Raw genomic sequence first — 21,767 nt, 5'->3', positions numbered from 1 at the left:
AAACCGTTGAAACAACGACTGATTACCGGAATCATTGCTGGAACTATATTCTTGGGATTTTGTATACTTGGTGGCTACCCATTTCATCTTCTTATTCTGGCTATGTCTTTTATAGGCTATTATGAATTTGTTAAAATGATTAAAATACACCCCTTTAGTATAGTGGCCCTCGTAGGTTACTTAGGCGTATTGATGTTCATGTTTCCTTGGGAACTTTTACATATCACATATACACCAACACTAGAACATGGAATATGGTTGTTAATGTTTTTGTTCATGTTGATTACTGTGTTCAGTAGAAATAAAATCGGGATTAAACATATTTCATTGTTATTTATAGGTGCCCTTTATGTAGGAATCGGTTTTTCCTATATTGCGGGGTCTCGAAATTCACCAGACGACCATGGTCTTTTTTGGACGTTTCTTATTCTATCCTGTATATGGGCAAGTGACTCAGGGGCATATTTTCTAGGCAAAATGTTTGGGCGTCATAAGTTGTGGCCTTCCATCAGTCCTAACAAAACCATTGAGGGTGCGCTAGGTGGGGTCATGGTTGCTATTATCGTTGCTATCATTTTTGCTGGTTTTTCAGGGGATATTCTGAGTGTAGGAAGAGCTGTACTCATTGGGCTTACCTGTGCTGTTGTTGGTCAATTAGGTGACCTAATTCAGTCTGCTTATAAAAGAGTATATGATATTAAAGATTCTGGTAAGTTACTCCCAGGTCATGGTGGAATTCTAGATCGCTGCGATAGTTGGATTATTGTATTTCCATTTGTACATATCGTGATGTTGTTACCTTACTAACACAAGAGAAGGTGCATTATGAAAAAAATTAGTATTCTGGGTTCCACAGGCTCCATTGGAACTCAGACCCTTGACGTGGTGTCGATGCACCCAGAGCAGTTTCAAGTCGAGGGATTGGCGGCAGGAAATAATACTGAATTGTTAATGCAGCAAGTCAGTCAATATAAGCCACGTAAAGTATCTGTATCCACGAAAGATTTAGCTGACCAAATCAAGCCACATATTCCAACTACAACTGAAGTATTTTATGGTAGTGAGGGCTTGATAGAAATTGCGGCCGGCACGGAAGCAGATACGGTTGTAACAGCAGTTATGGGAAGTGTGGGCTTGCGATCAACTCTTGCGGCCATTGAAGCTGGTAAGCATATTGGACTCGCTAATAAAGAAACGTTAGTGACTGCAGGTCATCTGGTCACATCGCTTGCTCATCAAAAAGGAGTGAAACTTCTTCCGGTTGATAGTGAGCATTCTGCTATTTTCCAATGTATGAATGGAGAACGTAGAGAAGATGTTGCAGGAATTACAATAACTGCTTCTGGAGGTTCTTTTCGGGATTTGAGCCGCGAAGAATTGAAGCATGTCACCGTAGAGGATGCACTGAAACATCCCAATTGGTCTATGGGATCCAAAATTACAATTGACTCCGCTACGATGGTCAACAAAGGACTTGAAGTCATTGAAGCACATTGGCTTTTTGATCTATCTTATGATCAAATTAATGTCCTTCTTCATCCCGAGAGCATCATTCATTCATTTGTTGAATATTGTGATAGTTCGATTGTTGCTCAGCTTGGAAATCCAGATATGCGCGTTCCCATTCAATATGCGTTAACGTATCCTGAACGTTGGCCTTCTCCTTCAGCGAGATTGTCACTAGCGCAAGTAGGAAGTCTTCATTTCAAGGAGATGGATTATGCAAGATTTCCTTGTTTAAGATTAGCCTACGAATGTGGTAGAATGGGAGGCACCGCAACAACAGCTTTTAATGCTGCTAATGAAGTAGCCGTGGCACGCTTTTTGAATCGAGAAATTTCGTTTTTACAAATAGAACAGATTATTGAAGGTGTGCTTGAACAGCATATCAATCTTTCTGAACCGGATATTTACGGTATTGAGGAATGCGATCTTCGTTCACGTGAGTTAGCTTCGAAGTTATAATTTGAACACCATAAGACTCCTCCTTTTTATAAAAATGCTTCAGAAGTGATTCTCTTGTGTTGGGTCGGAGAATAATGATAATCTATATGGACATACTTCGATCTTAGACAATAAAGGGGATGAGACGATTGGAAATGGTGCAGGTAGTATTTTTGACGGTACTGATGTTTTTCTTGATTGTGACGGTTCATGAATGGGGACATTACTATTTCGCTAAACGTGCTGGAATACTAGTTCGTGAATTTGCGATCGGTTTCGGCCCAAAGCTGTTTTCTTATAAACGTAATGAAACGCAGTTCACGTTGCGATTGTTACCTTTCGGTGGCTATGCTCGTATGGCTGGGGAGGATCCTGAGATTATTGAGATTCTCCCAGGGCAGACCATTGCTATTCGAATCGTTAATGGTGAAGCTAAGAAAATTTATTTGGACCAACTAGATAATCGGAAGAACGTCATCCGTGGTGAAGTAGAATCCATTGATTTGGATATTGCGTTAACACTCCGACTGAATGTGGATGGAGATAGCCAATCATATCAGGTGCATCCACAAGCCATGATGGTGACTAAGGGGCAAGAAACCCAAATTGCACCGAAAAATCGTCAATTTGGCAGTAAGACTATCGGACAACGTGCTCTATCTATTTTTGCTGGGCCGCTAATGAATTTTTTGCTGGCGTTTATTCTATTTGCAATGCACATTCAGATGGCTGGAATACCGTTAGATAATCCTCAGTATATACAAATTGCTGATGTGACTAAAGGCATGCCTGCTGAAGAAGCTAGTTTGCAAAAGGGAGACATCGTCGACTCCATCAATGGTGTTAAGATTGGTGCGGATCGTAAGAAGATGGTTGATATGACGTTCGAATCTAAAGGTAAGCCTATGGAGTGGACTATTATTCGTGATGATGAGACCTTTAATGTAACCTTAACTCCACGTGAGATGGCTGGACAGGAAGGCGGTAAGGTGGGTATTACGTCTGAGCTTCCTACCCGTAAAGCTTCGTTTGGAGAAACGTTTACTAACTCAGGTAAAGCGATGGTAACCACAACAGAAATGATTTTTCAAGGCTTCAGTCAATTAATTGCTAAGTTCTCCATGGATGATTTAGGAGGACCTGTACGTACCTTTGAGGTAACTGGTCAGATTGCTAAGCAGGGAATCGAGCAGCTTACTTATTGGGCAGCGATATTAAGTCTATACTTAGGTATTTTCAACTTATTGCCGATTCCTGCACTTGACGGAAGTCGTCTTGCCTTTCTCGGTGTAGAATGGATCCGCGGTAAACCTATCGATCCTAATCGTGAAGGTATGGTTCATTTCATCGGATTTGCGATGTTATTCTTACTCATGATAGCTGTAACATATAACGATATATTAAGATTAATTAACGGATAACGGAAATATTGATAGGTTCTATATGCGAGATGTGGGGCCAAGTCTTGGGAGGAAGTCCATTTTTATGTCAAAAGATAAACAATTTGTAACGGAAATCACACCACAAGGTGAAGATTTCTCACGCTGGTATATTGATGTTATTAAAAAGGCTGAGTTAATGGATTATTCTCCAGTACGCGGATGTATTGTATTCCGTCCGGATGGATATGAAATTTGGGAACACATCCAACAAGAATTAGATCGACGTTTCAAAGAGACAGGTCACAGAAACGCCTATTTCCCTTTGTTTATACCAGAGAGCTTTTTTCAAAAAGAAAAAGAGCATATCGAAGGTTTCAATCCAGAGCTACCTTGGGTTACGGAAGCAGCAGGTGAAAAGCTGGAAGAACGTTTGGCGATTCGTCCAACTTCGGAGACGATGTTTGGTCACATGTATTCCAAATGGATTCAATCCTATCGTGATCTGCCTGTATTGATTAATCAATGGGCTAACGTGGTTCGTTGGGAGAAAAGAACGTTACCGTTTCTTCGTACAAGTGAATTCCTTTGGCAGGAAGGTCATACGGCACATGAGACTGAGGAAGAAGCACGCGAGGAAACGATGCGTATGCTTGAAGTCTACCGTGACTTTGTAGAAGAGTATCTTGCCATTCCAGTTATTACGGGACAGAAGACAGCTTCAGAGCGTTTTGCTGGTGCAGTAGATACATTCTCTATTGAAGCTATGATGAAGGATGGGCGGGCTGTACAAGCAGGGACTTCTCATTATTTAGGAACGAAGTTCGCTGTAGCTTTTGATATTCAATATTTAAGTCGTGAGAATACGCAGGAATATGTACACACGACTTCATGGGGAACGAGTACTCGCTTGATCGGTTCTATGATCATGGTTCATGGAGATGATCGTGGTCTTGCTCTACCTCCCAAAGTGGCACCAACGCAAGTTATCATGATTCCTATTGGACCAGCAAAGACTCGTGAAGCTGTTATAGGACGCACCGACGAATTGTTTAAAGAGCTGAAAAAAGCAGGAGTTCGTGTTCGTGTAGATGACCGTAGTGATGTAACACCGGGCTGGAAATTCAATGAATATGAAATGCGCGGCGTGCCCGTGAGATTAGAGCTGGGTCCTCGCGATATGGAGAATGGTGTCTGTGTATTAGTATCCCGTATCTCAGGGGAGAAAAAAATCGTTCAGCAAGATAACTTGGTTGAAGAAATCAATGCCATGTTAGAGCAAGTACAACAAGAAATGTTTACCCGTGCTAAACAATTTATGCAAGATAACTTTTATTCCGTAGATACTTTGGAAGAAATGAAGACAAGCATGGAGGAACGTCGTGGGTTCTCTTTAGCAGGATGGTGTGGTTCCGAAGAATGTGAGAGCAAGGTGAAGGAAGAAACGGGAGCAACAAGTCGTAATATTCCATTTGAGCCTGCTGAACAAAAGCATACCTGTCTTGTATGTGGGAAACCAGCAGAACATACGGTGGTTTTTGCCAGAGCCTACTAAAGTGTAAGATACGAATAAAGATAAATGATGGAGAGCTTCTGGGCAGAAATGAGTCGGTGGGCAAGAGATCGAGAACATTTTTGTGAACAGGAGCTTTTCATTTTTTCTACAGCATGGGAGTAAGGGGGAGTAACATTGAGTAACGAGGAAGAGAAGAGAAAGAGATTCGAACTTCTTATGAAACAAGGTCAAGTTCCACCCGCACTTATTCAATCTCATTTTATGGACGGATATATTGATCAAGTGGAAACTAGCCATAGCAGTAATGAGTGGGTTATCAGTATCATTAAAGATACACTCATTCCAGGTGAGGTTTATCGAGCGTTCTGTCTCAAAATTCAAGAAAAGCTGCAGCATATAGCCAAAATCACTTTTATTATAAAGTATAGCGACAATGTTCCTACAGCTGATATCGTGGACACTTATTGGGACTTATTTATAGAGTGGGTACAACGTGAAATTCCTTCGGTCAATGGGTGGATGGTCAGAGCTGTGCACGAATTAGAAGGGGATCAAATACTTCTGAAAATGACGGATGCCACCACGTTGGAATTAGCAAAGAAGAAGCAAATTGATCAGGCAATTACACGTTACTATGTGCAGCATTTCGCGCTACCTTTGCGAGTTAAACTTCTCATTGGAGATACGGCCAAAGAAGCTCAGAAGGAATTCCAACAGAAGCGACTTGAGGAAGAGCGTGAAGTTGTTCAGAATATGATCAGTAGCATGGAAGCAGAAGCTCAGAGCTATGATGAAGATGCAGGTGACGTTAGACTTCAAGTGGGTTATGACATCAAAGAGCCTCCAGTTCCTATTCAGGAAATTCAAGATGAAGAGAAGAAGATAACAATTCAAGGCACTGTATTTGGGCTTGACCGGAAGGAGCTGCGTAACGGCAGTACCTTATTCATGTTCAATATCACGGATTTCGGTGACTCCATGCAAATGAAGATGTTTGCTAAGACCAAAGAAGATCTACGGGTCATGAATCTGCTTGAAAATGGTAAGTGGGTAAAAGCTCGGGGACGTGTGGAACTAGATCGTTTCATGCAGATACCAGAGCTTGTTATGATTCCTTCAGATCTGAATGAAGTACAAGCCCCAGCAACTCGCAAAGATAAAGCACCTGTAAAGAGAGTGGAATTTCATTTACACACAACTATGAGTACGATGGATGCAATCACACCTATTGGTGAATATGTCAAAACAGCTGCCAATTGGGGACATACAGCGATTGCAATTACGGATCACGGTGGAGTTCAAGGCTTTCCAGATGCAGCAAAAGCTGCAAAAAAGAACGGAATGAAAATGATTTATGGCGTAGAAGCGAATGTTATTAATGACTCTGTTCCTATTGTTCTTCAAGCACAATCTATTGATCTTAAGACGGCTACTTTTATCGTATTTGATATTGAAACCACGGGTTTATCGGTCACCAATAGCAATATTACGGAATTAGCGGCTGTCAAAATAAAAGATGGTAAAGAGATTGATCGTTACGCCACCTTTGTTAACCCTCATGAGAAGATTCCATATCATATACAGCAGCTTACAAACATTACGGATGAGATGGTTAAAGATGCGCCTGACCTGGAGCCTGTATTACACGAATTTGTGAAATTTGCTGAGGATGGCATTTTAGTCGCTCATAACGCTAGATTTGATGTGGGATTTATACAAACATCTTTGAAGGAATATGGAATGTCTGAAATGACTAATCCTGCTCTGGATACATTGGAACTTGCACGCTTGTTATACCCCGGGATGAAAAATCACCGTCTAAACACGTTGGCGGCTAAATACAAGGTTCTGCTTGAAAGTCATCATAGAGCTGTAGATGATACGATTGCGTTAGCAGGTATATTGAACGGTTTACTTGTAGATGCTGAGAAAATGAAAGGGATTACGATGTTAGATCGTCTCAATGACTATGTGGGTAAGGATCTATCTAATGCTAGACCTTTTCATTGCTGCATATATGCGCTTAATATGATAGGGAAGAAAAATTTATTTAAGCTTATCTCCATGTCGCATACGGAATATTTCAAACGTGTTCCAAGCATTCCTAGATCTAAGCTTGAGGAGATTCGCGAAGGATTGCTTATCATTTCTGGATGCGAGAAGGGCGAATTCTTTGAGGCAGTATTGAATAAGTCAGTTGAAGAGGCAGAAGATGTAGCACTATTCTACGATGTGTTAGAAATTCAACCTTTGACGATGTACATGCATTTGGTGGAAAAGGGACTTGTCAATAGTGCACTTGAACTGAAGACGGCAGTGAAAAGAATATGTGAAATTGGAGAGAAATTAGATAAGCCAGTGATCGCAACGGGAAATGTGCATTATTTAGAGCCTCGTGAGAAGTTGTTCCGTGATATTGCAATCAATGGCATTACTGGATTCAGCCCACTGAAAGATATTCAAAAGCCGGATGCTCATTTCCGCACAACGGATGAGATGCTTGAAGAGTTTGAGTTTCTCGGCAAGAATAAAGCCACTGAAGTTGTTATTACCAATACAGTTGTGCTTGCAGAACGATTCGAAGAGATAAAACTATTCCCTGATCAGTTATATACGCCGATCATAGAAGGTGCTGACGAAGAGATCCGTAACACCTGTTATGATACAGCCAAGAGCATCTATGGCGAGAATTTGCCTGATGTGGTGGTTGCACGCTTAGAGAAAGAATTGGCACCTATTATCAAGTTTGGTTTTTCTGCCAACTATCTTATATCTGAACGTTTAGTTAAGAAATCTAACCAAGATGGTTATCTGGTTGGTTCCCGGGGGTCTGTAGGGTCGTCAGTCGTAGCTACTTTTCTAGGTATCTCTGAAGTAAATCCATTGCCTGCGCATTATATATGTAAAAACGCAGATTGTAGACATAGCGAATGGTTCCTAGATGGTAGCGTACCGAGTGGATTTGACCTTCCTGATAAGACCTGCCCAGATTGTGGAGGACTACTGAAAGGTGAGGGTCAAGACATTCCATTCGAAACTTTCCTTGGATTTAAAGGAGATAAGGTTCCCGATATCGACCTTAACTTCTCGGGTGATTATCAACCGACAGCACATAACTACACTAAAGTACTCTTTAGTGAAAAAAATGTGTTCCGTGCAGGGACGATTGGTACCATCGCTGAGAAGACAGCATTTGGCTATACCAAAAAGTATGAAGAAGAACATCAGAAAAAGTGGCGTGGAGCTGAATTGAGTCGGCTTGCAGCTGGATTTACAGGTGTTAAACGGAGTACAGGACAGCATCCAGGGGGCATTGTCGTTCTTCCTGACTATATGGAAATTGAAGATATCACGCCTGTTCAATACCCTGCAGACGATCAGAGTTCGGAGTGGAAGACAACTCATTTTGATTACCATGCCTTTGATGCTAACTTATTAAAGCTAGATATTCTGGGTCATGATGACCCGACAATGATGCGTATGCTCCAAGATCTAACGGGAGTTGACCCGACAAGCATTCCTATGAACGATGCTAAAGTCATGAGTTTATTCAGTTCTACAGAAGCACTTGGAGTTACACCGCAGCAAATACGGACCCCAGTAGCCACTTATGGGATACCCGAGATGGGGACTAAATTTGTGCGTCAGATGTTGATAGAAGCACTACCAACTACTTTTGCTGACTTACTTCAGATATCCGGATTATCGCATGGAACAGGTGTATGGCTCGGAAATGCACAGGAATTAATTAAAAGTGGAACCTGTAATATTAAGACTGTGATTGGCTGTCGTGATGATATTATGCTCTTTTTGATTTATAAGGCGGGAATGGATGCGGGACTTGCCTTCACCATAACGGAGAGTGTTCGTAAAGGTAAGGGGCTTTCTCCAGAATGGATAGATGAGATGAAGAAATGTAAAGTACCTACGTGGTACATTGATTCTTGTCTCAAAATACAATACATGTTCCCGAAGGCGCATGCTGCAGCTTATGTTATCTCGGCTGTTCGCACCGCTTACTTCAAATTGAATTATCCTATTGAATATTATTCAACGTACTTTACGGTTCGTGCAGAGGATTTCGATGCTGATATATTCTGTCAGGGGTATGATGCCATTTATCGTCAGATTCAAGAAATTGAGCAAAAGGGTTTTCAAGCTACGACGAAGGAAAAGGGTATGTTGGCTATTCTAGAAATGGCACTTGAAATGACAGCACGTGGCTTCAGATTCAAGAATGTTGACCTTTATCGTTCTGAGGCAACTAGCTTTACAGTGGATGGAGATTCATTAATTCCTCCATTTGCAGCGATTCAAGGAATTGGAGACAATGCGGCTCGTAACATTGTGGCCGCTCGTCAAGAGGGAGAGTATTTGTCTGTAGAGGATTTTCAACAAAAATCCAAGACAGGTAAAGCGATAATCGAAGTATTAACACAATTAGGATGCTTCCGAGGTCTTCCAGAGAGCAATCAGCTTTCTCTATTCTAAAAGTCCGAGTTCAAGAAGTTGACTATTCAACACCGTGAAGATGCTACGGAGAAGTGCTTTTAGCCCTTGTAGATCAAGGGTAGTCAAGGACAGATACTTGTCAGTGTTGGCAGACTATGTTATAATTTTTATTGGTAATCATGGAGATAGAACCGTTGTTTAAAGAGTGGGGCAACCCACTCTTTACTCTTTGGTATATAGGATAATGAAAGTCTTGGAGGTTATAGTCTTTGAGCACACCGAAGATAAAAAGTATCGTGGAAGAAATGATACAGCCATTTTTGGATGAACATGCGTTTGAACTTGTTGATGTGGAATATGTAAAAGAGGGAAGTAATTATTTCTTGCGTATTTTTGTTGATAAAGAAGGTGGCATTGATATTGATGACTGCGGCTTGGTTAGCGAATATATGAGCGAGAAACTGGATGGAAATGACCCTGTTCCAGATGCTTATTTTCTGGAAGTATCTTCCCCAGGTGCAGAGCGCCCACTGAAGAAAAACACAGATGTGCTAAAGGCTGTAGGCAAAGATGTGTTTGTCACTGTATACGAAGCGCTGGGCGGTCTCAAGGAATTTGAAGGCCGGCTTCTTTCGTTTGAGGATGATGTACTTCTCATTGAGGTCGCTAAGAAGCAAAAGAAAACGCAGTATAGTGTTCCGTATGAAAAAGTAGCCAGCGCTAGGTTGGCCATTATTTTTTAAAAATATTAGATATATATAAAGAGGTCTAGTATTTCATCGTAAATGTACGGTGCTAAAGGATGTCCCAAGCGGATTGATCTTTTGTACTGTTAAGAAAGGGGGAACTACATTCCAATGAGTATGGATTTTATTGAAGCAATGAATGAGTTGGAAAGAGAAAAAGGAATTAGTAAAGACGTGCTGTTCGAAGCAATCGAGGCTGCACTAATTTCCAGCTACAAACGTAATTTTAATACGGCACAGAACGTAAGAGTGGATATGAACCGCAATACGGGGGTAATTAAAGTTTATGCCCGCAAGTTAATTGTGGAAGAAGTTCTTGATCCTCGTACAGAGATTTCAGTGCCGGCAGCAAGGGAGATTAACCCACATTTCCAACTGGAGGATATAGCCGAAATTGAAGTAACGCCTCGTGATTTCGGACGTATTGCAGCTCAGACTGCGAAGCAGGTAGTGACCCAGCGTATACGCGAAGCGGAGCGTGGACTCATCTATAATGCTTTTGTTGACAAAGAGGAAGATATTGTCACTGGAACGGTGCAGCGTCAGGATCAGCGGAACGTTTATGTTGATTTAGGTAAAGTGGAAGCCTTATTACCACTAAACGAACTCATGCCGAATGAGAAATTCAAACATGGTGAACGGACCAAAGCTTATATCACCAAAGTTGAGAATACGACCAAAGGACCGCAAATTATGCTGTCTCGTACACATCCAGGTCTTCTCAAGCGTTTGTTTGAATTAGAAGTTCCAGAAATTTTTGATGGTGTTGTTGAAATTCGATCTGTAGCAAGAGAAGCGGGATTCCGTTCCAAAATTGCAGTCTTTTCACGTAACGATGAAGTTGATCCCGTGGGTTCATGCGTCGGTCCTAAGGGTGTTCGTGTACAGACGATTGTAAACGAACTTCGTGGAGAGAAGATTGATATCGTACGCTATTCAGATCAAGTGGAAGAGTATGTAGCTAACGCTCTTAGTCCTTCTAAAGTGCTAGAAGTCCATGTGTTTGAGAGTGAGAAGATGGCTCGTGTTGTTGTGCCGGACTATCAATTATCTCTAGCTATTGGTATTAAGGGACAGAATGCTCGACTGGCCGCGAAGTTGACAGGATGGAAGATCGACATTAAGAGTGAAACTCAGGCGGAAGAGGAATTTGGTAGACCCAAGACTTACACTGAGGAAACACAACAAGACTCATTCTCTGTCGATTAATCTCCAGTCAGGACGGAGGTATCATGATGAAACAAAGAAAAGTTCCATTGCGTAAATGCGTGGCATGCCAAGAAATGATGCCGAAGAAACAATTGATTCGCATTGTGAAAACACCGGAAGACGAGGTGCTCATTGATCTGACAGGTAAGAAGTCAGGACGTGGGGCGTACTTGTGTGGTAAAGTATCCTGTTTCAAGTTGGCACAGAAGAATAAATCATTGGATCGTGCTCTGAAACATCATGTTAAGCCTGAAATTTATGAGCAACTAGCAGATGATTTCATAGCTGCAGAAGATCAGTTTATGGTCCAAAAGGAGAATTCCAATGATGAATAAGACGCTTTCGCGTCTTGGTCTAGCCATGCGTGCAGGGAAAATTGTTACCGGTGATGAGATTGTGCTCAAAACAATTCGTTCTTCAGAAGCCAAATTAGTTATTTTGGCGGGTGACGCCTCGTTAAATACACAAAAAAAGTTCCGTGATAAATGCGGAACATACAAAATCCCTCTGTTGATCGGATTTGACCGGGAAAGTCTGGGCACAAGTATAGGAAAACCAAATCGCGTTGTGCTGGCAATTACGGATCAAGGGTTCGCTGAAATGATCTCCAAACCAATGGGGACAATGTCGGAGGTGGAGTATATTGAGTAAACAAGATAATAAGGATAAAACTCGTGTATATGAGTATGCTAAATCACTCAACATGAGTAGTAAAGAAATTATCACCATTTTGAAACGACTTGATATTCCAGTAAACAATCATATGAGTGTGATGGAGAGCGAGTCAGTTCATAAAGTGGAACAGTTCTTCAAGAACATAAAGTCAAATGCAGCAGCTAAAAGAGACAGCGGTGATAATCGTGTAACCGCATCAACGTCATCTAGTAATAATGGGTCAGCGGGAACTGCTAAGGTTGAGACTCCAGATCCTAAACAGGAGACGGTATCTACTAGTGCAGTAAATTCTGTAAATGACCAAGAGCAGTCCAAAAAACAACAGGAAAAGCAGGTAGGTATGAACAATAATCCGAGTAACAATAAAAGTGCAGTATCGTCAACGCCGCAAACAAGTCAAGGGGCTTCAAGGCCTCAGAGCAGTACTAGCTCATCAAGACCACAAAGCAATGCGGGTACATCAAGACCGCAAAGCAGTACAGGAACACAAAGACCTTCATCAACTCAAGGAGGTCAAAGAACTACAGGGCAACAAGGGGGCCAATCCGCTAATCGTGGTAGCTCGCAGCAAGGTGGAGGACAACGTTCAAGCAGTACGACTGCTCGTCCTCAAACGCAAAACCGTGCTGGTGGTGCCCAAACGACAGATAGCTCTAAGCCAGGCGTAAATAAGAATAGACCAGGAAACTCAGGTAACAATGGCGCTAGACGTTATGATGATAACAAGGGTGGCAATTTCAGAAACAATCGCGGTGGCAGAAACAATGGTAGAGGTAAAAACCAATATCAAGCTGAACGCCGTGAAAAAGTGGATAATACACCTAAAAAAATCATTGTACGTGGTGCGATGACTGTTGGTGAATCTGCTAAGCTTCTGCATAAAGATGCTTCAGAAGTCATCAAGAAGTTAATCATGATGGGTGTAATGGCAACGATCAACCAAGAGTTGGATCTTGAAACAGTTCTTCTTTTAGCTGCTGAATTTGGCGTGGAAGTTGAAGTGAAAATTGCCGTGGAAGACGATCGCTTCGAAACCGTTGAAGAAATTGATGAAGAAGCTGATTTGAAATCCCGTCCTCCTGTAGTGACTATTATGGGTCACGTTGACCATGGTAAAACGACACTATTGGATGCTATTCGTTCTACGAATGTAACAAGCGGTGAAGCTGGTGGTATCACACAGCATATCGGTGCTTATCAAGTAGAAATCAACAACAAAAAAATCACTTTCTTAGATACACCGGGTCACGAAGCATTTACAGCTATGCGTGCTCGTGGTTCTCAAATTACAGATATTGCCATTATCGTAGTTGCTGCAGACGATGGCGTTATGCCACAAACTGTAGAAGCAATTAGTCATGCTAAAGCGGCAGAATTGCCTATTATCGTTGCTGTTAATAAGATCGATAAACCGGGTGCTGATGCTGATAAGGTGAAGCAAGAATTAACAGAGCATGGTTTGGTTCCAGAAGAATGGGGCGGAGATACGATCTTTGTAAATGTATCTGCGAAACAAAGAATGGGCCTTGAAGAATTGCTTGAAATGATTCTGCTAGTAGCAGAAATGAACGAATATAAAGCGAATCCTGACAAACGTGCTCGTGGTGCCGTTATTGAAGCTGAGCTAGATAAAGGTCGCGGTCCGGTAGCACGTGTATTAGTACAGCATGGTACACTTCGCGTAGGTGACGCATTCGTAGCTGGTAACTGCTTCGGTCGTATTCGTGCGATGGTCAATGATAAAGGTCGTCGTTTAAAGGAAGCTGGTCCATCGACACCTGTTGAAATTACAGGTCTGACTGAAGTTCCACAAGCTGGAGATCCATTCATGGTGTTCGAAGATGAACGGAAAGCACGCTCCATTGCGGATAAACGTTCTATTACTCAACGTCAATCTGAGATGGGTAGCAATGTCCGCGTAACGCTGGATGATTTGTTCCAACACATTAAAGATGGCGAAATTAAGGGACTTAATGTCATTATCAAAGGTGACGTTCAAGGTACTGTAGAAGCACTTAAGAGCTCTCTAGTGAAAATTGAAGTGGAAGGCGTACGCGTCAAAATCCTTCATAGTGGTGCGGGTGCAATTACCGAATCCGATATCATTCTGGCAGCTGCATCTAATGCTATCGTCATCGGATATAACGTTCGTCCAGACAACCAAGCTAGCATAACAGCAGATCAAGAAAAAGTGGATATTCGCTTACATCGCGTTATCTATAATGTTATTGAAGAAATTGAACAAGCGATGAAGGGTATGCTTGATCCAATCTACAAAGAAAATATTATTGGACACGCAGAAGTTCGCAGTACGTTCAGTATCAGCAAGGTGGGTACAATTGCAGGTTGTATGGTAACTTCAGGCAAAATTGCTCGTAATGCTGAAATTCGCTTGATACGTAACAGCATTGTTATTCACGAAGGCAAAATCGATTCCCTTAAGAGATATAAAGATGATGCGAAAGAAGTTGCCCAAGGTTATGAATGTGGGATTACTTTGGAAAGCTATAATGACGTCAAAGAAGGCGACGTTATAGAAGCGTTCATCATGGAAACGGTGGAACGCAAGTAGAGAGGTGAATTTACATGGCTAAAATTAGAACAGGACGTGTTGGAGAACAGATCAAAAAAGAACTGAGCCAACTCGTTCAAAGTGAGCTGAAAGATCCACGTATTGGTTTCGTCACCATCACTGGTGTCGAAATCACTAACGATCTTTCACAGGCAAAGATTTATTTAAGTGTACTTGGTGATGTGGAACAGAAGAATAACACGTTAAAAGCATTAGATAAAGCTAACGGGTTTCTTCGCTCAGAACTAGGGAAACGAATTCGCTTTCGGCATACACCTGAACTTTTCTTCAAAATTGACGAGTCGATTGCTTATGGCAGTCACATTGAGAAGCTACTAGGTGATCTCGACAAGAGTGAATAACATTAATGACAGTTTTAAAGGAGACGGCGATGCAGACCTATGAACAAGCGCTTAAGCATACTAAGGAATATTTGCTGAAGCACGATGATTATCTTGTAGTGTCGCATGTACAGCCAGACGGAGATGCAGTCAGTTCCACGGTAGTCGTGGGCTGGCTTCTCTCATGTCTAGGGAAGAAATTTACTATGATTAACGAAGGTCCTATTCCGCAACGCATGCTGTTTCTGAATATGGCGGATCAAATCGAGAACATGGAGATCCATCCTCCCTTACGCACCTTTCAGCATGTTATATGTGTAGATTGTGCTGACTTTAAGCGCGTAGGTTTAACGAACAAGTTGTTTGCTGAAGATGCTCTTATTCTGAATATAGATCATCATCCTACGAACAATGGCTATGGACAGGTTAATTTAATTAAAGCAGACGCAGCAGCGACTGCTGAAATATTATATGATTTACTTAAGCTATTCGATATAGAGTGGACTCAAGAGCTAGCTACAGCCATTTATACAGGGATTCTAACGGATAGTGGTGGATTTCGGTACTCGAATACTTCTCCAAAGATCATGGGCATAGCATCAGAATTATTAACTTATGGAGTTAAAGGTCCTGAACTTGCTGAAAACTTATTGGAGGAGATCACGCTTCCTCAAATGCGCGTCTTGGTCAAAGCATTAAATACGCTTCAAATGTCAACAGACGGTCAGGTTAGTTGGGTACACCTAACGCCTGAAGATATGTTGGAGTGTGGTGCTGTCAATGAGGATCTTGAAGGTATCGTTAATTACCCTCGTAATATTCGAGGTGTAGAAGTCGGTATTTTCTTTAAAGTTATTGATGACCATGCAGTGAAAGTCAGCTTGCGATCTGCTGGAAAAGTGGATGTTGCTGAATTAGCGCAAACATTTGGTGGTGGAGGACATGCAAGGGCTGCTGGATGTCGGATGGAAGGTACCTTAGACACCATAATTCCACAAGTGATTGAGCGGGTGAGAAATTTATTATGAGTGAACTTGAAGGCATTCTAGCGGTATACAAACCGGCTGGCTTCACATCGCATGATGTCGTAGCCAAAGTTCGTGGAATTCTTTGCATGAAGCGTATAGGTCATACCGGTACGCTTGATCCACAGGTAACGGGTGTACTGCCTCTTTGCCTAGGTAAAGCAACTCGGGTCGTGGAGTACATGCAAGAACTTCCTAAAGAATATCAGGCGACATTACGGCTCGGCATGGCCACGGATACCGAAGATTTAACAGGACAAATTATAGAGCAAGTCGATGAAGTTTCTATTACCAAAGAACAGGTGGAGGAGGTACTCCACTCTTTCCGTGGTGTTATATCTCAGATTCCTCCGATGTACTCCGCTGTGAAGGTTGATGGTAAACGTCTTTATGAGCTAGCTCGTGAAGGTAAAACTGTCGAACGGAAAAGTCGTGAGGTCACGATATACGAGATCGAAATGACGGATATTAGGTTAGAAGGACCTTATCCTGAACTATCTTTTCGTGTATTATGTTCTAAAGGAACGTATATTCGGACGCTGTGTGTTGATATTGGACGAATGCTTGGCCTACCTTCGGTTATGGTGAAGTTAGAGCGTACGAGCTCTGCAGGTATTCTTGCCGAGAAATGTCTAAGTTTCGAGGATATCGAACGGTATATGGAAGATGGATCAATCCATTCACATTTAATTCCTGTGGATCAGGCGATCTCCCATTTACCTGCGCATACGGTATCTGAGGATAAAACATCTGCAGCTCTTCAGGGGCAACGGCTTTCATACAAGTCCGTCATTCCAGAAGTAGTTCACCCGGAACCCCTTCGTTTATACGATAGTGTTGGAAGATTTCTTGGTATTTTTCAAAGGCAGGAAGAGACGGGAGCTATTGCTGCTGTGAAAGTCTTTTTGCGAGAATAAATAATTATTTAATGATCTCATGACACAACATCAGGTGATGTTATCTAATGGAATTGCAGGTGAGAAAGTTGTGAAAACTGTCATATTATCCTATCCCCTCTCATCCGAAATGGTTCGTGAGCGTCCACTTTCTCAAGTGGTTGCTATTGGCCAATTTGATGGACTACACCGAGGACATACCTCTGTGATCTCTACCGCTATTTCTTTGGCACAAGAGAAGGGTATTCCCTCTGCGGTTCTAACCTTTAATCCGCATCCTAAAGATGTTATGGGTAAAGGTGATTATGAGGGGTACTTAACACCGCTTCAGGATAAACAAGAACTCCTTGCTAGTATGGGTATCGATACGTTATATGTTGCTCAGTTTGATGAAGAGTTCTCTCGTGTTAGTCCATTGGATTTCTATAGAGGTGTTTTGCTTCCTTTGAACATCAAGATCGCAGTTGTCGGATTTGACTTCCGCTTCGGATATAAGGGTGAAGGGGATGTGGAGATGCTTCGTGAGATGGGACAAGGGGACATAGAAGTTGCATGTGTTTCTCCGTTTCTGTTAGATGGTGAGAAGGTAAGTAGTTCCGCCATCCGGAAATCGCTCCAGACAGGGGACATTGAACGGGCTAATCATTGGTTTGGTCGTTACTATCGCATTAGTGGTACGGTGATTGATGGTGAGAAGCGGGGGAGAACGATTGGTTTCCCTACAGCTAACTTATCTTTGGATGCCGGTTACGTCATTCCAGCTAAAGGCGTATATGCAATTCGTGCCTTGTATAAGGGGAACTGGATTCCGGGAGTTATGAATTTGGGAGTCAAACCCACTTTTCATGAACATAAAATTGCACCTAGTTTTGAAGTTCATTTACTTCACTTCGATGAGAACATCTATAACGAACATCTAACCGTTGAGCTCGTTTATTATATCCGTGAAGAACGGCGCTTTCCTTCTATACAAGAATTAATTATCCAGATTCAAGCAGACGCTAGGCAAGCAGAGCAGTTACTTATGACGCTGGAGTAAGTTTGATGAATGACATTTACTTTTTACAGATGGATATGCTATACTGATTAACGTCATTAAGACTATGACATACGACCTTAGCTTGGTTATACGAACTTCACCGACGTTAACGAGGCTAATGGCGATTATATGAAGGAGGTGAATAGCAATGGCATTAACTCAAGAACGTAAGCACCAATTAATCGACGAGCATAAAACTCATGAATCCGATACTGGATCACCAGAAGTGCAAGTTGCTATCCTTACTGAGAACATTACGAATTTGACAAATCACTTTCGTACTCACAAGAAGGATCATCATTCCCGTCGTGGATTGTTGAAGATGGTTGGACAACGCCGTAGACTATTGAAGTACTTGAAGAACAAGGATGTTAGACGTTATAGCGCACTTATCGAAAAACTCGGATTGCGCCGTTAATAATCCAATAGATTTACTAAATGCAGCCTGGTTGATCACCGTATGTCCTTTTAGGAGTGACAGCGGGGCAACCGGGTTGCTTTTTATGTAGATGCATATGAATTTTATAGGATATGGAAATACTGATGGATAAGTAGAAGCGGCTTTACACACTCTGTAAGGAGCGGGTATCCGTTTCAAATAATTATAAGAAGACAGGCTATGGGCCTTAGCTTACTTATAATTTAATAAAGGAGGGATTTCATGGAGAATCGAGTTGAAATGCAATTAGGTGGAAGAACTCTTATTTTGGAAACAGGCCGTTTTGCTAAACAAGCGAATGCAGCAGTAATGGTTCACTATGGTGAGACCGTAGTTCTGTGTACAGTAACAGCTTCTAATGAACCTAAAGATTTAGATTTTTTTCCGCTAACGGTTAATTATGAAGAAAGACTGTATGCAGTTGGAAAAATACCAGGGGGATTCATTAAACGCGAAGGCCGTCCAAGTGAGAAAGCTATTCTTTCAAGCCGACTAACTGACCGTCCTATTCGCCCGTTATTCCCTGAAGGATTCCGTAATGATGTACAAGTTCTTAACCTTGTTATGAGTGTGGATCAAGACTGTGCACCTGATATTGCGGCTATGATCGGTACTTCTGCAGCTCTCAGTATTTCTGATGTTCCTTTTAGTGGTCCTATTGGTGGAGTTGCTGTTGGACGTAAAGATGGACAATTCATCATCAATCCGAACACAGCAGATCAAGCAGCTAGTGATCTTTATTTGGTCGTTGCAGGTACGAAAGACGCGATTATGATGGTGGAAGCAGAAGCCAACGAAGTGCCAGAGGAAATTATGCTTGAGGCAATCATGTTTGGTCATGATGAAATCAAGAAAATTGTAGCGACGATTGAAGAATTAGTTGCAAAGGCTGGAAAAGAAAAAATGGCAGTTAAACTTCATGCAGTGAATGATACTGCTAATCATGAAGTTCGTGAATTTGCAGCAGCTCAGCTTAAAGATGCTGTTAAAATATCTGAAAAACATGCACGTCAGGATGCCATTGACGCGATTAATGAAGCTACGGTAACTTTATTTGAACAGAAGTACATAGAGACTCCGGAACTCATGAAAGATGTCAAGGAAGTGCTGCATGACATAGTTAAGGAAGAAGTAAGACGTTTAATTACACATGATAAAGTTCGTCCGGATGGACGGAATTTGGATGAGATTCGAAAGATTGAATGTGATACGAATATTTTACCGCGTACGCATGGCACAGGATTGTTTACACGCGGTCAGACACAAGCCCTTAGTGTATGTACATTGGGAGCACTTGGAGATGTACAAATTCTTGATGGTATTGATCCACAGGAATCCAAACGCTTTATGCACCACTATAACTTTCCTCCGTTCAGCGTAGGTGAGGCACGTCCGCTTCGCGCTCCTGGTCGTCGTGAAATTGGACACGGTGCTTTGGGTGAACGTGCAATGTCTAAAGTTCTACCTTCTGAAGAAGATTTCCCTTATGCAATTCGTCTAGTATCTGAAGTGTTGGAGTCGAATGGTTCCACTTCCCAAGCTAGTATTTGCGCAGGTATTCTTGCCATGATGGATGCGGGTGTTCCGATTAAAGCACCAGTAGCTGGTATAGCTATGGGATTGATCAAAGATGGAGATCATGTATCGATTCTATCTGACATTCAAGGAATGGAAGATCACCTTGGCGATATGGACTTTAAAGTAGCAGGAACAGCAGCAGGTGTGACAGCTATTCAAATGGATATCAAAATCGATGGTATTGATCGTGCCATTCTTAATGAAGCATTGAACCAAGCTAAAGAAGGCCGCATGTTCATCTTAGGTAAAATGATGGAAGCTATTCAACAACCTAGATCGAACCTTTCTCAATATGCTCCTAAAATTATGACGCTGCAGATCAATCCAGATCGTATTCGTGATGTTATTGGTGCAGGTGGCAAAATTATCAATAAAATTATTGAAGAGACCGGTGTGAAGATTGACATCGAACAAGATGGTCGTGTCTTCATCGCATCTACGAATGAAGAGATGAATCAAAAGGCTAGAGGTATAATTGAAGGTATTGTTCGTCAGGTTGAAGTTGGCGAAATTTATGTGGGTACAGTGAAACGAATTGAGAAATTCGGAGCATTTGTAGAAATACTTCCGAATAAAGAAGGCCTTGTGCATATTTCTCAACTATCGACAGAACGTGTAGCTAAGTGTGAAGATGTGATCGCAATTGGTGATTCTATCACGGTGAAGGTAACGGAGATTGATCAACAAGGACGTATTAATTTGTCCCGCAAAGCTACATTAACCGTTTAATCATATAGCAGATCATAATTTCTGGAAGTAATCAAATATAGGAAAGAGGCAGAGAGGTAACCTTCTGGCTCTTTTTTTAAAATATAATTGTATCCGGCTAAGCCGTCTCTCCTTGTAGAATACTTTATTCATATTCCCTGTAGCTTGTTCATATGATTGGACAAAGGTGACAAGGGAGATGAAAATTCCATGTATACGAGAAGAATCGCGATCATACTTGCTTGTTTTACTATTGTTATTGGATTAGGTCAAGTAGGCAGTATTCGGCAATTTATTGAGGAAGGACGCCTCACTTTCATCTCAACGGATACATTTGAACAAGTGGAGGATACTCCGGACATAGATCCGTTATATCAACACATTAAAGCAAAGGCTACCCAGAGCAGAATTGAACCCATTGATGCTAAGTTAGATCGAGTGTGGAAAGTGATTCCAGGCTATAATGGAATGGAAGTTGATGTGGAAGCAACGTATCATTTGGCTGAGAATAAAGGTCGATCTACGCCTCTTACATATATGTATCGTATGCTTACTCCGAAGGTGTCCATTGCGGATTTAGGAGCAGAACCTATCTATCGTGGTAACCCAAATAAGCCTATGGCCTCGCTAATGATAAACGTGGCGTGGGGAAATGAATTTATTTTACCGATGCTTGATATTTTGGATCAGGAAAAGGTTAAAGCTACGTTCTTTTTTGATGGTAGTTGGCTGAAAAAAAACATCGATCTTGCTAAAGTTATTCAACAAAGAGGGCATGAACTTTCGAATCATGCTTATTCTCACCCTAATATGAGCCAGCTAAGTAAGGAACGTGCTATAGCAGAGATAAGCAAAACTCAGCAACTGCTTAAGGATCAGTTAGGTGTTGATAATCTATGGTTCGCTCCTCCGTCAGGAGATTTCAACAATAACACCGTGAAGATTGCTCGTGAGCTTGGAATGTACACTGTACTATGGACTTTAGATACTGTAGATTGGCAGAAGCCTTCTCCTGAGTCGATTGTAGACAAGATTTCAAGCAAGGTAGAACCAGGAAATCTTATCCTGATGCATCCAACCTCATCCTCCTCTAGAGCACTAAAGGGAATGATCCAAGGGATTAAGAGGAAAGGTCTAGTACTTGGAACAGTAAGTCAGACGTTATCTGCAGAGCGGGTAGTTGGACATGCAGTTGAGTGAGGAGCATTTTTTTGATAGGATAAGGATTACGTTTATAAAGATAGAATC

The 21,767-nt window shown here is 41.8% G+C and carries 17 protein-coding genes; all 17 read left to right on the top strand.

From position 1 onward, the window contains the following. Nucleotides 1–6: 6 nt before the first annotated feature. The 17 genes from UB51_RS12440 (at nucleotide 7) to UB51_RS12360 (ending at nucleotide 21,719) form a co-directional block, all read left to right on the top strand. Nucleotides 7–807 carry a phosphatidate cytidylyltransferase gene (locus UB51_RS12440; protein ID WP_044877559.1) on the top strand — a complete coding sequence of 267 codons (801 nt, stop codon included), beginning with the start codon at nucleotides 7–9 and terminating at the stop codon, nucleotides 805–807. A gap of 18 nt (nucleotides 808–825) precedes the next feature. After that, nucleotides 826–1,965 carry a 1-deoxy-D-xylulose-5-phosphate reductoisomerase gene (locus UB51_RS12435; protein ID WP_044877558.1) on the top strand — a complete coding sequence of 380 codons (1,140 nt, stop codon included), beginning with the start codon at nucleotides 826–828 and terminating at the stop codon, nucleotides 1,963–1,965. A gap of 134 nt (nucleotides 1,966–2,099) precedes the next feature. Continuing rightward, nucleotides 2,100–3,365, top strand: a complete 1,266-nt coding sequence (rseP, locus tag UB51_RS12430) for an RIP metalloprotease RseP (protein WP_445322381.1) — start codon at nucleotides 2,100–2,102, stop codon at nucleotides 3,363–3,365. A gap of 64 nt (nucleotides 3,366–3,429) precedes the next feature. Beyond that, nucleotides 3,430–4,878, top strand: coding sequence for a proline--tRNA ligase (gene proS, locus UB51_RS12425; RefSeq protein ID WP_044877556.1), 1,449 nt, complete (start codon nucleotides 3,430–3,432; stop codon nucleotides 4,876–4,878). Between the two features lie 135 nt (nucleotides 4,879–5,013). Next, nucleotides 5,014–9,330 (top strand): PolC-type DNA polymerase III, encoded by a 4,317-nt coding sequence (locus UB51_RS12420; protein WP_082063132.1) that lies wholly within the window; start codon nucleotides 5,014–5,016, stop codon nucleotides 9,328–9,330. A gap of 230 nt (nucleotides 9,331–9,560) precedes the next feature. Beyond that, nucleotides 9,561–10,034 (top strand): ribosome maturation factor RimP, encoded by a 474-nt coding sequence (gene rimP, locus UB51_RS12415; RefSeq protein WP_044877555.1) that lies wholly within the window; start codon nucleotides 9,561–9,563, stop codon nucleotides 10,032–10,034. A 114-nt stretch (nucleotides 10,035–10,148) separates the two neighbouring features. Next, nucleotides 10,149–11,246 carry a transcription termination factor NusA gene (gene nusA / locus UB51_RS12410; RefSeq protein ID WP_044877554.1) on the top strand — a complete coding sequence of 366 codons (1,098 nt, stop codon included), beginning with the start codon at nucleotides 10,149–10,151 and terminating at the stop codon, nucleotides 11,244–11,246. 26 nt (nucleotides 11,247–11,272) lie between these two features. Next, nucleotides 11,273–11,581: an RNase P modulator RnpM gene (gene rnpM / locus UB51_RS12405; RefSeq protein WP_044877553.1), complete on the top strand. Its 309-nt coding sequence runs from the start codon at nucleotides 11,273–11,275 to the stop codon at nucleotides 11,579–11,581. Then, complete coding sequence (locus UB51_RS12400; RefSeq protein ID WP_044880110.1) at nucleotides 11,574–11,897, top strand: L7Ae/L30e/S12e/Gadd45 family ribosomal protein; 324 nt, start codon at nucleotides 11,574–11,576, stop codon at nucleotides 11,895–11,897. The genes rnpM and UB51_RS12400 overlap by 8 nt, the downstream gene beginning before the upstream one ends. Beyond that, a complete protein-coding gene (gene infB, locus UB51_RS12395; RefSeq protein ID WP_044877552.1) occupies nucleotides 11,890–14,493 on the top strand; it encodes a translation initiation factor IF-2 in 2,604 nt (867 codons plus the stop codon). Before UB51_RS12400 ends, infB begins: the two co-directional genes overlap by 8 nt. Before the next feature lie 14 nt (nucleotides 14,494–14,507). Beyond that, nucleotides 14,508–14,855, top strand: coding sequence for a 30S ribosome-binding factor RbfA (rbfA, locus tag UB51_RS12390; RefSeq protein ID WP_044877551.1), 348 nt, complete (start codon nucleotides 14,508–14,510; stop codon nucleotides 14,853–14,855). A gap of 29 nt (nucleotides 14,856–14,884) precedes the next feature. Continuing rightward, entirely contained in the window at nucleotides 14,885–15,862 is a 978-nt protein-coding gene (locus tag UB51_RS12385; protein WP_044877550.1) for a DHH family phosphoesterase, read from the top strand. Then, complete coding sequence (truB, locus tag UB51_RS12380; RefSeq protein ID WP_044877549.1) at nucleotides 15,859–16,776, top strand: tRNA pseudouridine(55) synthase TruB; 918 nt, start codon at nucleotides 15,859–15,861, stop codon at nucleotides 16,774–16,776. The genes UB51_RS12385 and truB overlap by 4 nt, the downstream gene beginning before the upstream one ends. Before the next feature lie 37 nt (nucleotides 16,777–16,813). After that, the gene (locus UB51_RS12375) at nucleotides 16,814–17,794 is read left to right on the top strand and encodes a bifunctional riboflavin kinase/FAD synthetase (protein WP_445322380.1); all 981 of its coding nucleotides are present in this window, start codon (nucleotides 16,814–16,816) and stop codon (nucleotides 17,792–17,794) included. Between the two features lie 148 nt (nucleotides 17,795–17,942). Continuing rightward, the gene (gene rpsO, locus UB51_RS12370) at nucleotides 17,943–18,212 is read left to right on the top strand and encodes a 30S ribosomal protein S15 (RefSeq protein WP_044877548.1); all 270 of its coding nucleotides are present in this window, start codon (nucleotides 17,943–17,945) and stop codon (nucleotides 18,210–18,212) included. 243 nt (nucleotides 18,213–18,455) lie between these two features. After that, complete coding sequence (pnp, locus tag UB51_RS12365) at nucleotides 18,456–20,540, top strand: polyribonucleotide nucleotidyltransferase (RefSeq protein ID WP_044877547.1); 2,085 nt, start codon at nucleotides 18,456–18,458, stop codon at nucleotides 20,538–20,540. Between the two features lie 189 nt (nucleotides 20,541–20,729). Next, nucleotides 20,730–21,719, top strand: a complete 990-nt coding sequence (locus UB51_RS12360; protein ID WP_044877546.1) for a polysaccharide deacetylase family protein — start codon at nucleotides 20,730–20,732, stop codon at nucleotides 21,717–21,719. The last annotated feature ends 48 nt before the right edge of the window (nucleotides 21,720–21,767 follow it).

The organism is Paenibacillus sp. IHBB 10380 (assembly GCF_000949425.1).
Lineage (GTDB): Bacteria > Bacillota > Bacilli > Paenibacillales > Paenibacillaceae > Paenibacillus_AQ.
This window is presented reverse-complemented; position numbering and strand designations above follow the sequence as displayed.

Bases quoted from the DNA above. Each gene is read 5' to 3' on its own strand.
- UB51_RS12400 (WP_044880110.1), top strand. From the start codon at position 11,574: ATGAATAAGACGCTTTCGCGTCTTGGTCTAGCCATGCGTGCAGGGAAA.
- rpsO (WP_044877548.1), top strand. From the start codon at position 17,943: ATGGCATTAACTCAAGAACGTAAGCACCAATTAATCGACGAGCATAAA.
- nusA (WP_044877554.1), top strand. From the start codon at position 10,149: ATGAGTATGGATTTTATTGAAGCAATGAATGAGTTGGAAAGAGAAAAA.
- proS (WP_044877556.1), top strand. From the start codon at position 3,430: ATGTCAAAAGATAAACAATTTGTAACGGAAATCACACCACAAGGTGAA.
- UB51_RS12375 (WP_445322380.1), top strand. From the start codon at position 16,814: ATGTTATCTAATGGAATTGCAGGTGAGAAAGTTGTGAAAACTGTCATA.
- pnp (WP_044877547.1), top strand. From the start codon at position 18,456: ATGGAGAATCGAGTTGAAATGCAATTAGGTGGAAGAACTCTTATTTTG.
- UB51_RS12360 (WP_044877546.1), top strand. From the start codon at position 20,730: ATGTATACGAGAAGAATCGCGATCATACTTGCTTGTTTTACTATTGTT.
- truB (WP_044877549.1), top strand. From the start codon at position 15,859: ATGAGTGAACTTGAAGGCATTCTAGCGGTATACAAACCGGCTGGCTTC.
- rnpM (WP_044877553.1), top strand. From the start codon at position 11,273: ATGAAACAAAGAAAAGTTCCATTGCGTAAATGCGTGGCATGCCAAGAA.
- UB51_RS12435 (WP_044877558.1), top strand. From the start codon at position 826: ATGAAAAAAATTAGTATTCTGGGTTCCACAGGCTCCATTGGAACTCAG.
- rseP (WP_445322381.1), top strand. From the start codon at position 2,100: ATGGTGCAGGTAGTATTTTTGACGGTACTGATGTTTTTCTTGATTGTG.
- rbfA (WP_044877551.1), top strand. From the start codon at position 14,508: ATGGCTAAAATTAGAACAGGACGTGTTGGAGAACAGATCAAAAAAGAA.
- UB51_RS12385 (WP_044877550.1), top strand. From the start codon at position 14,885: ATGCAGACCTATGAACAAGCGCTTAAGCATACTAAGGAATATTTGCTG.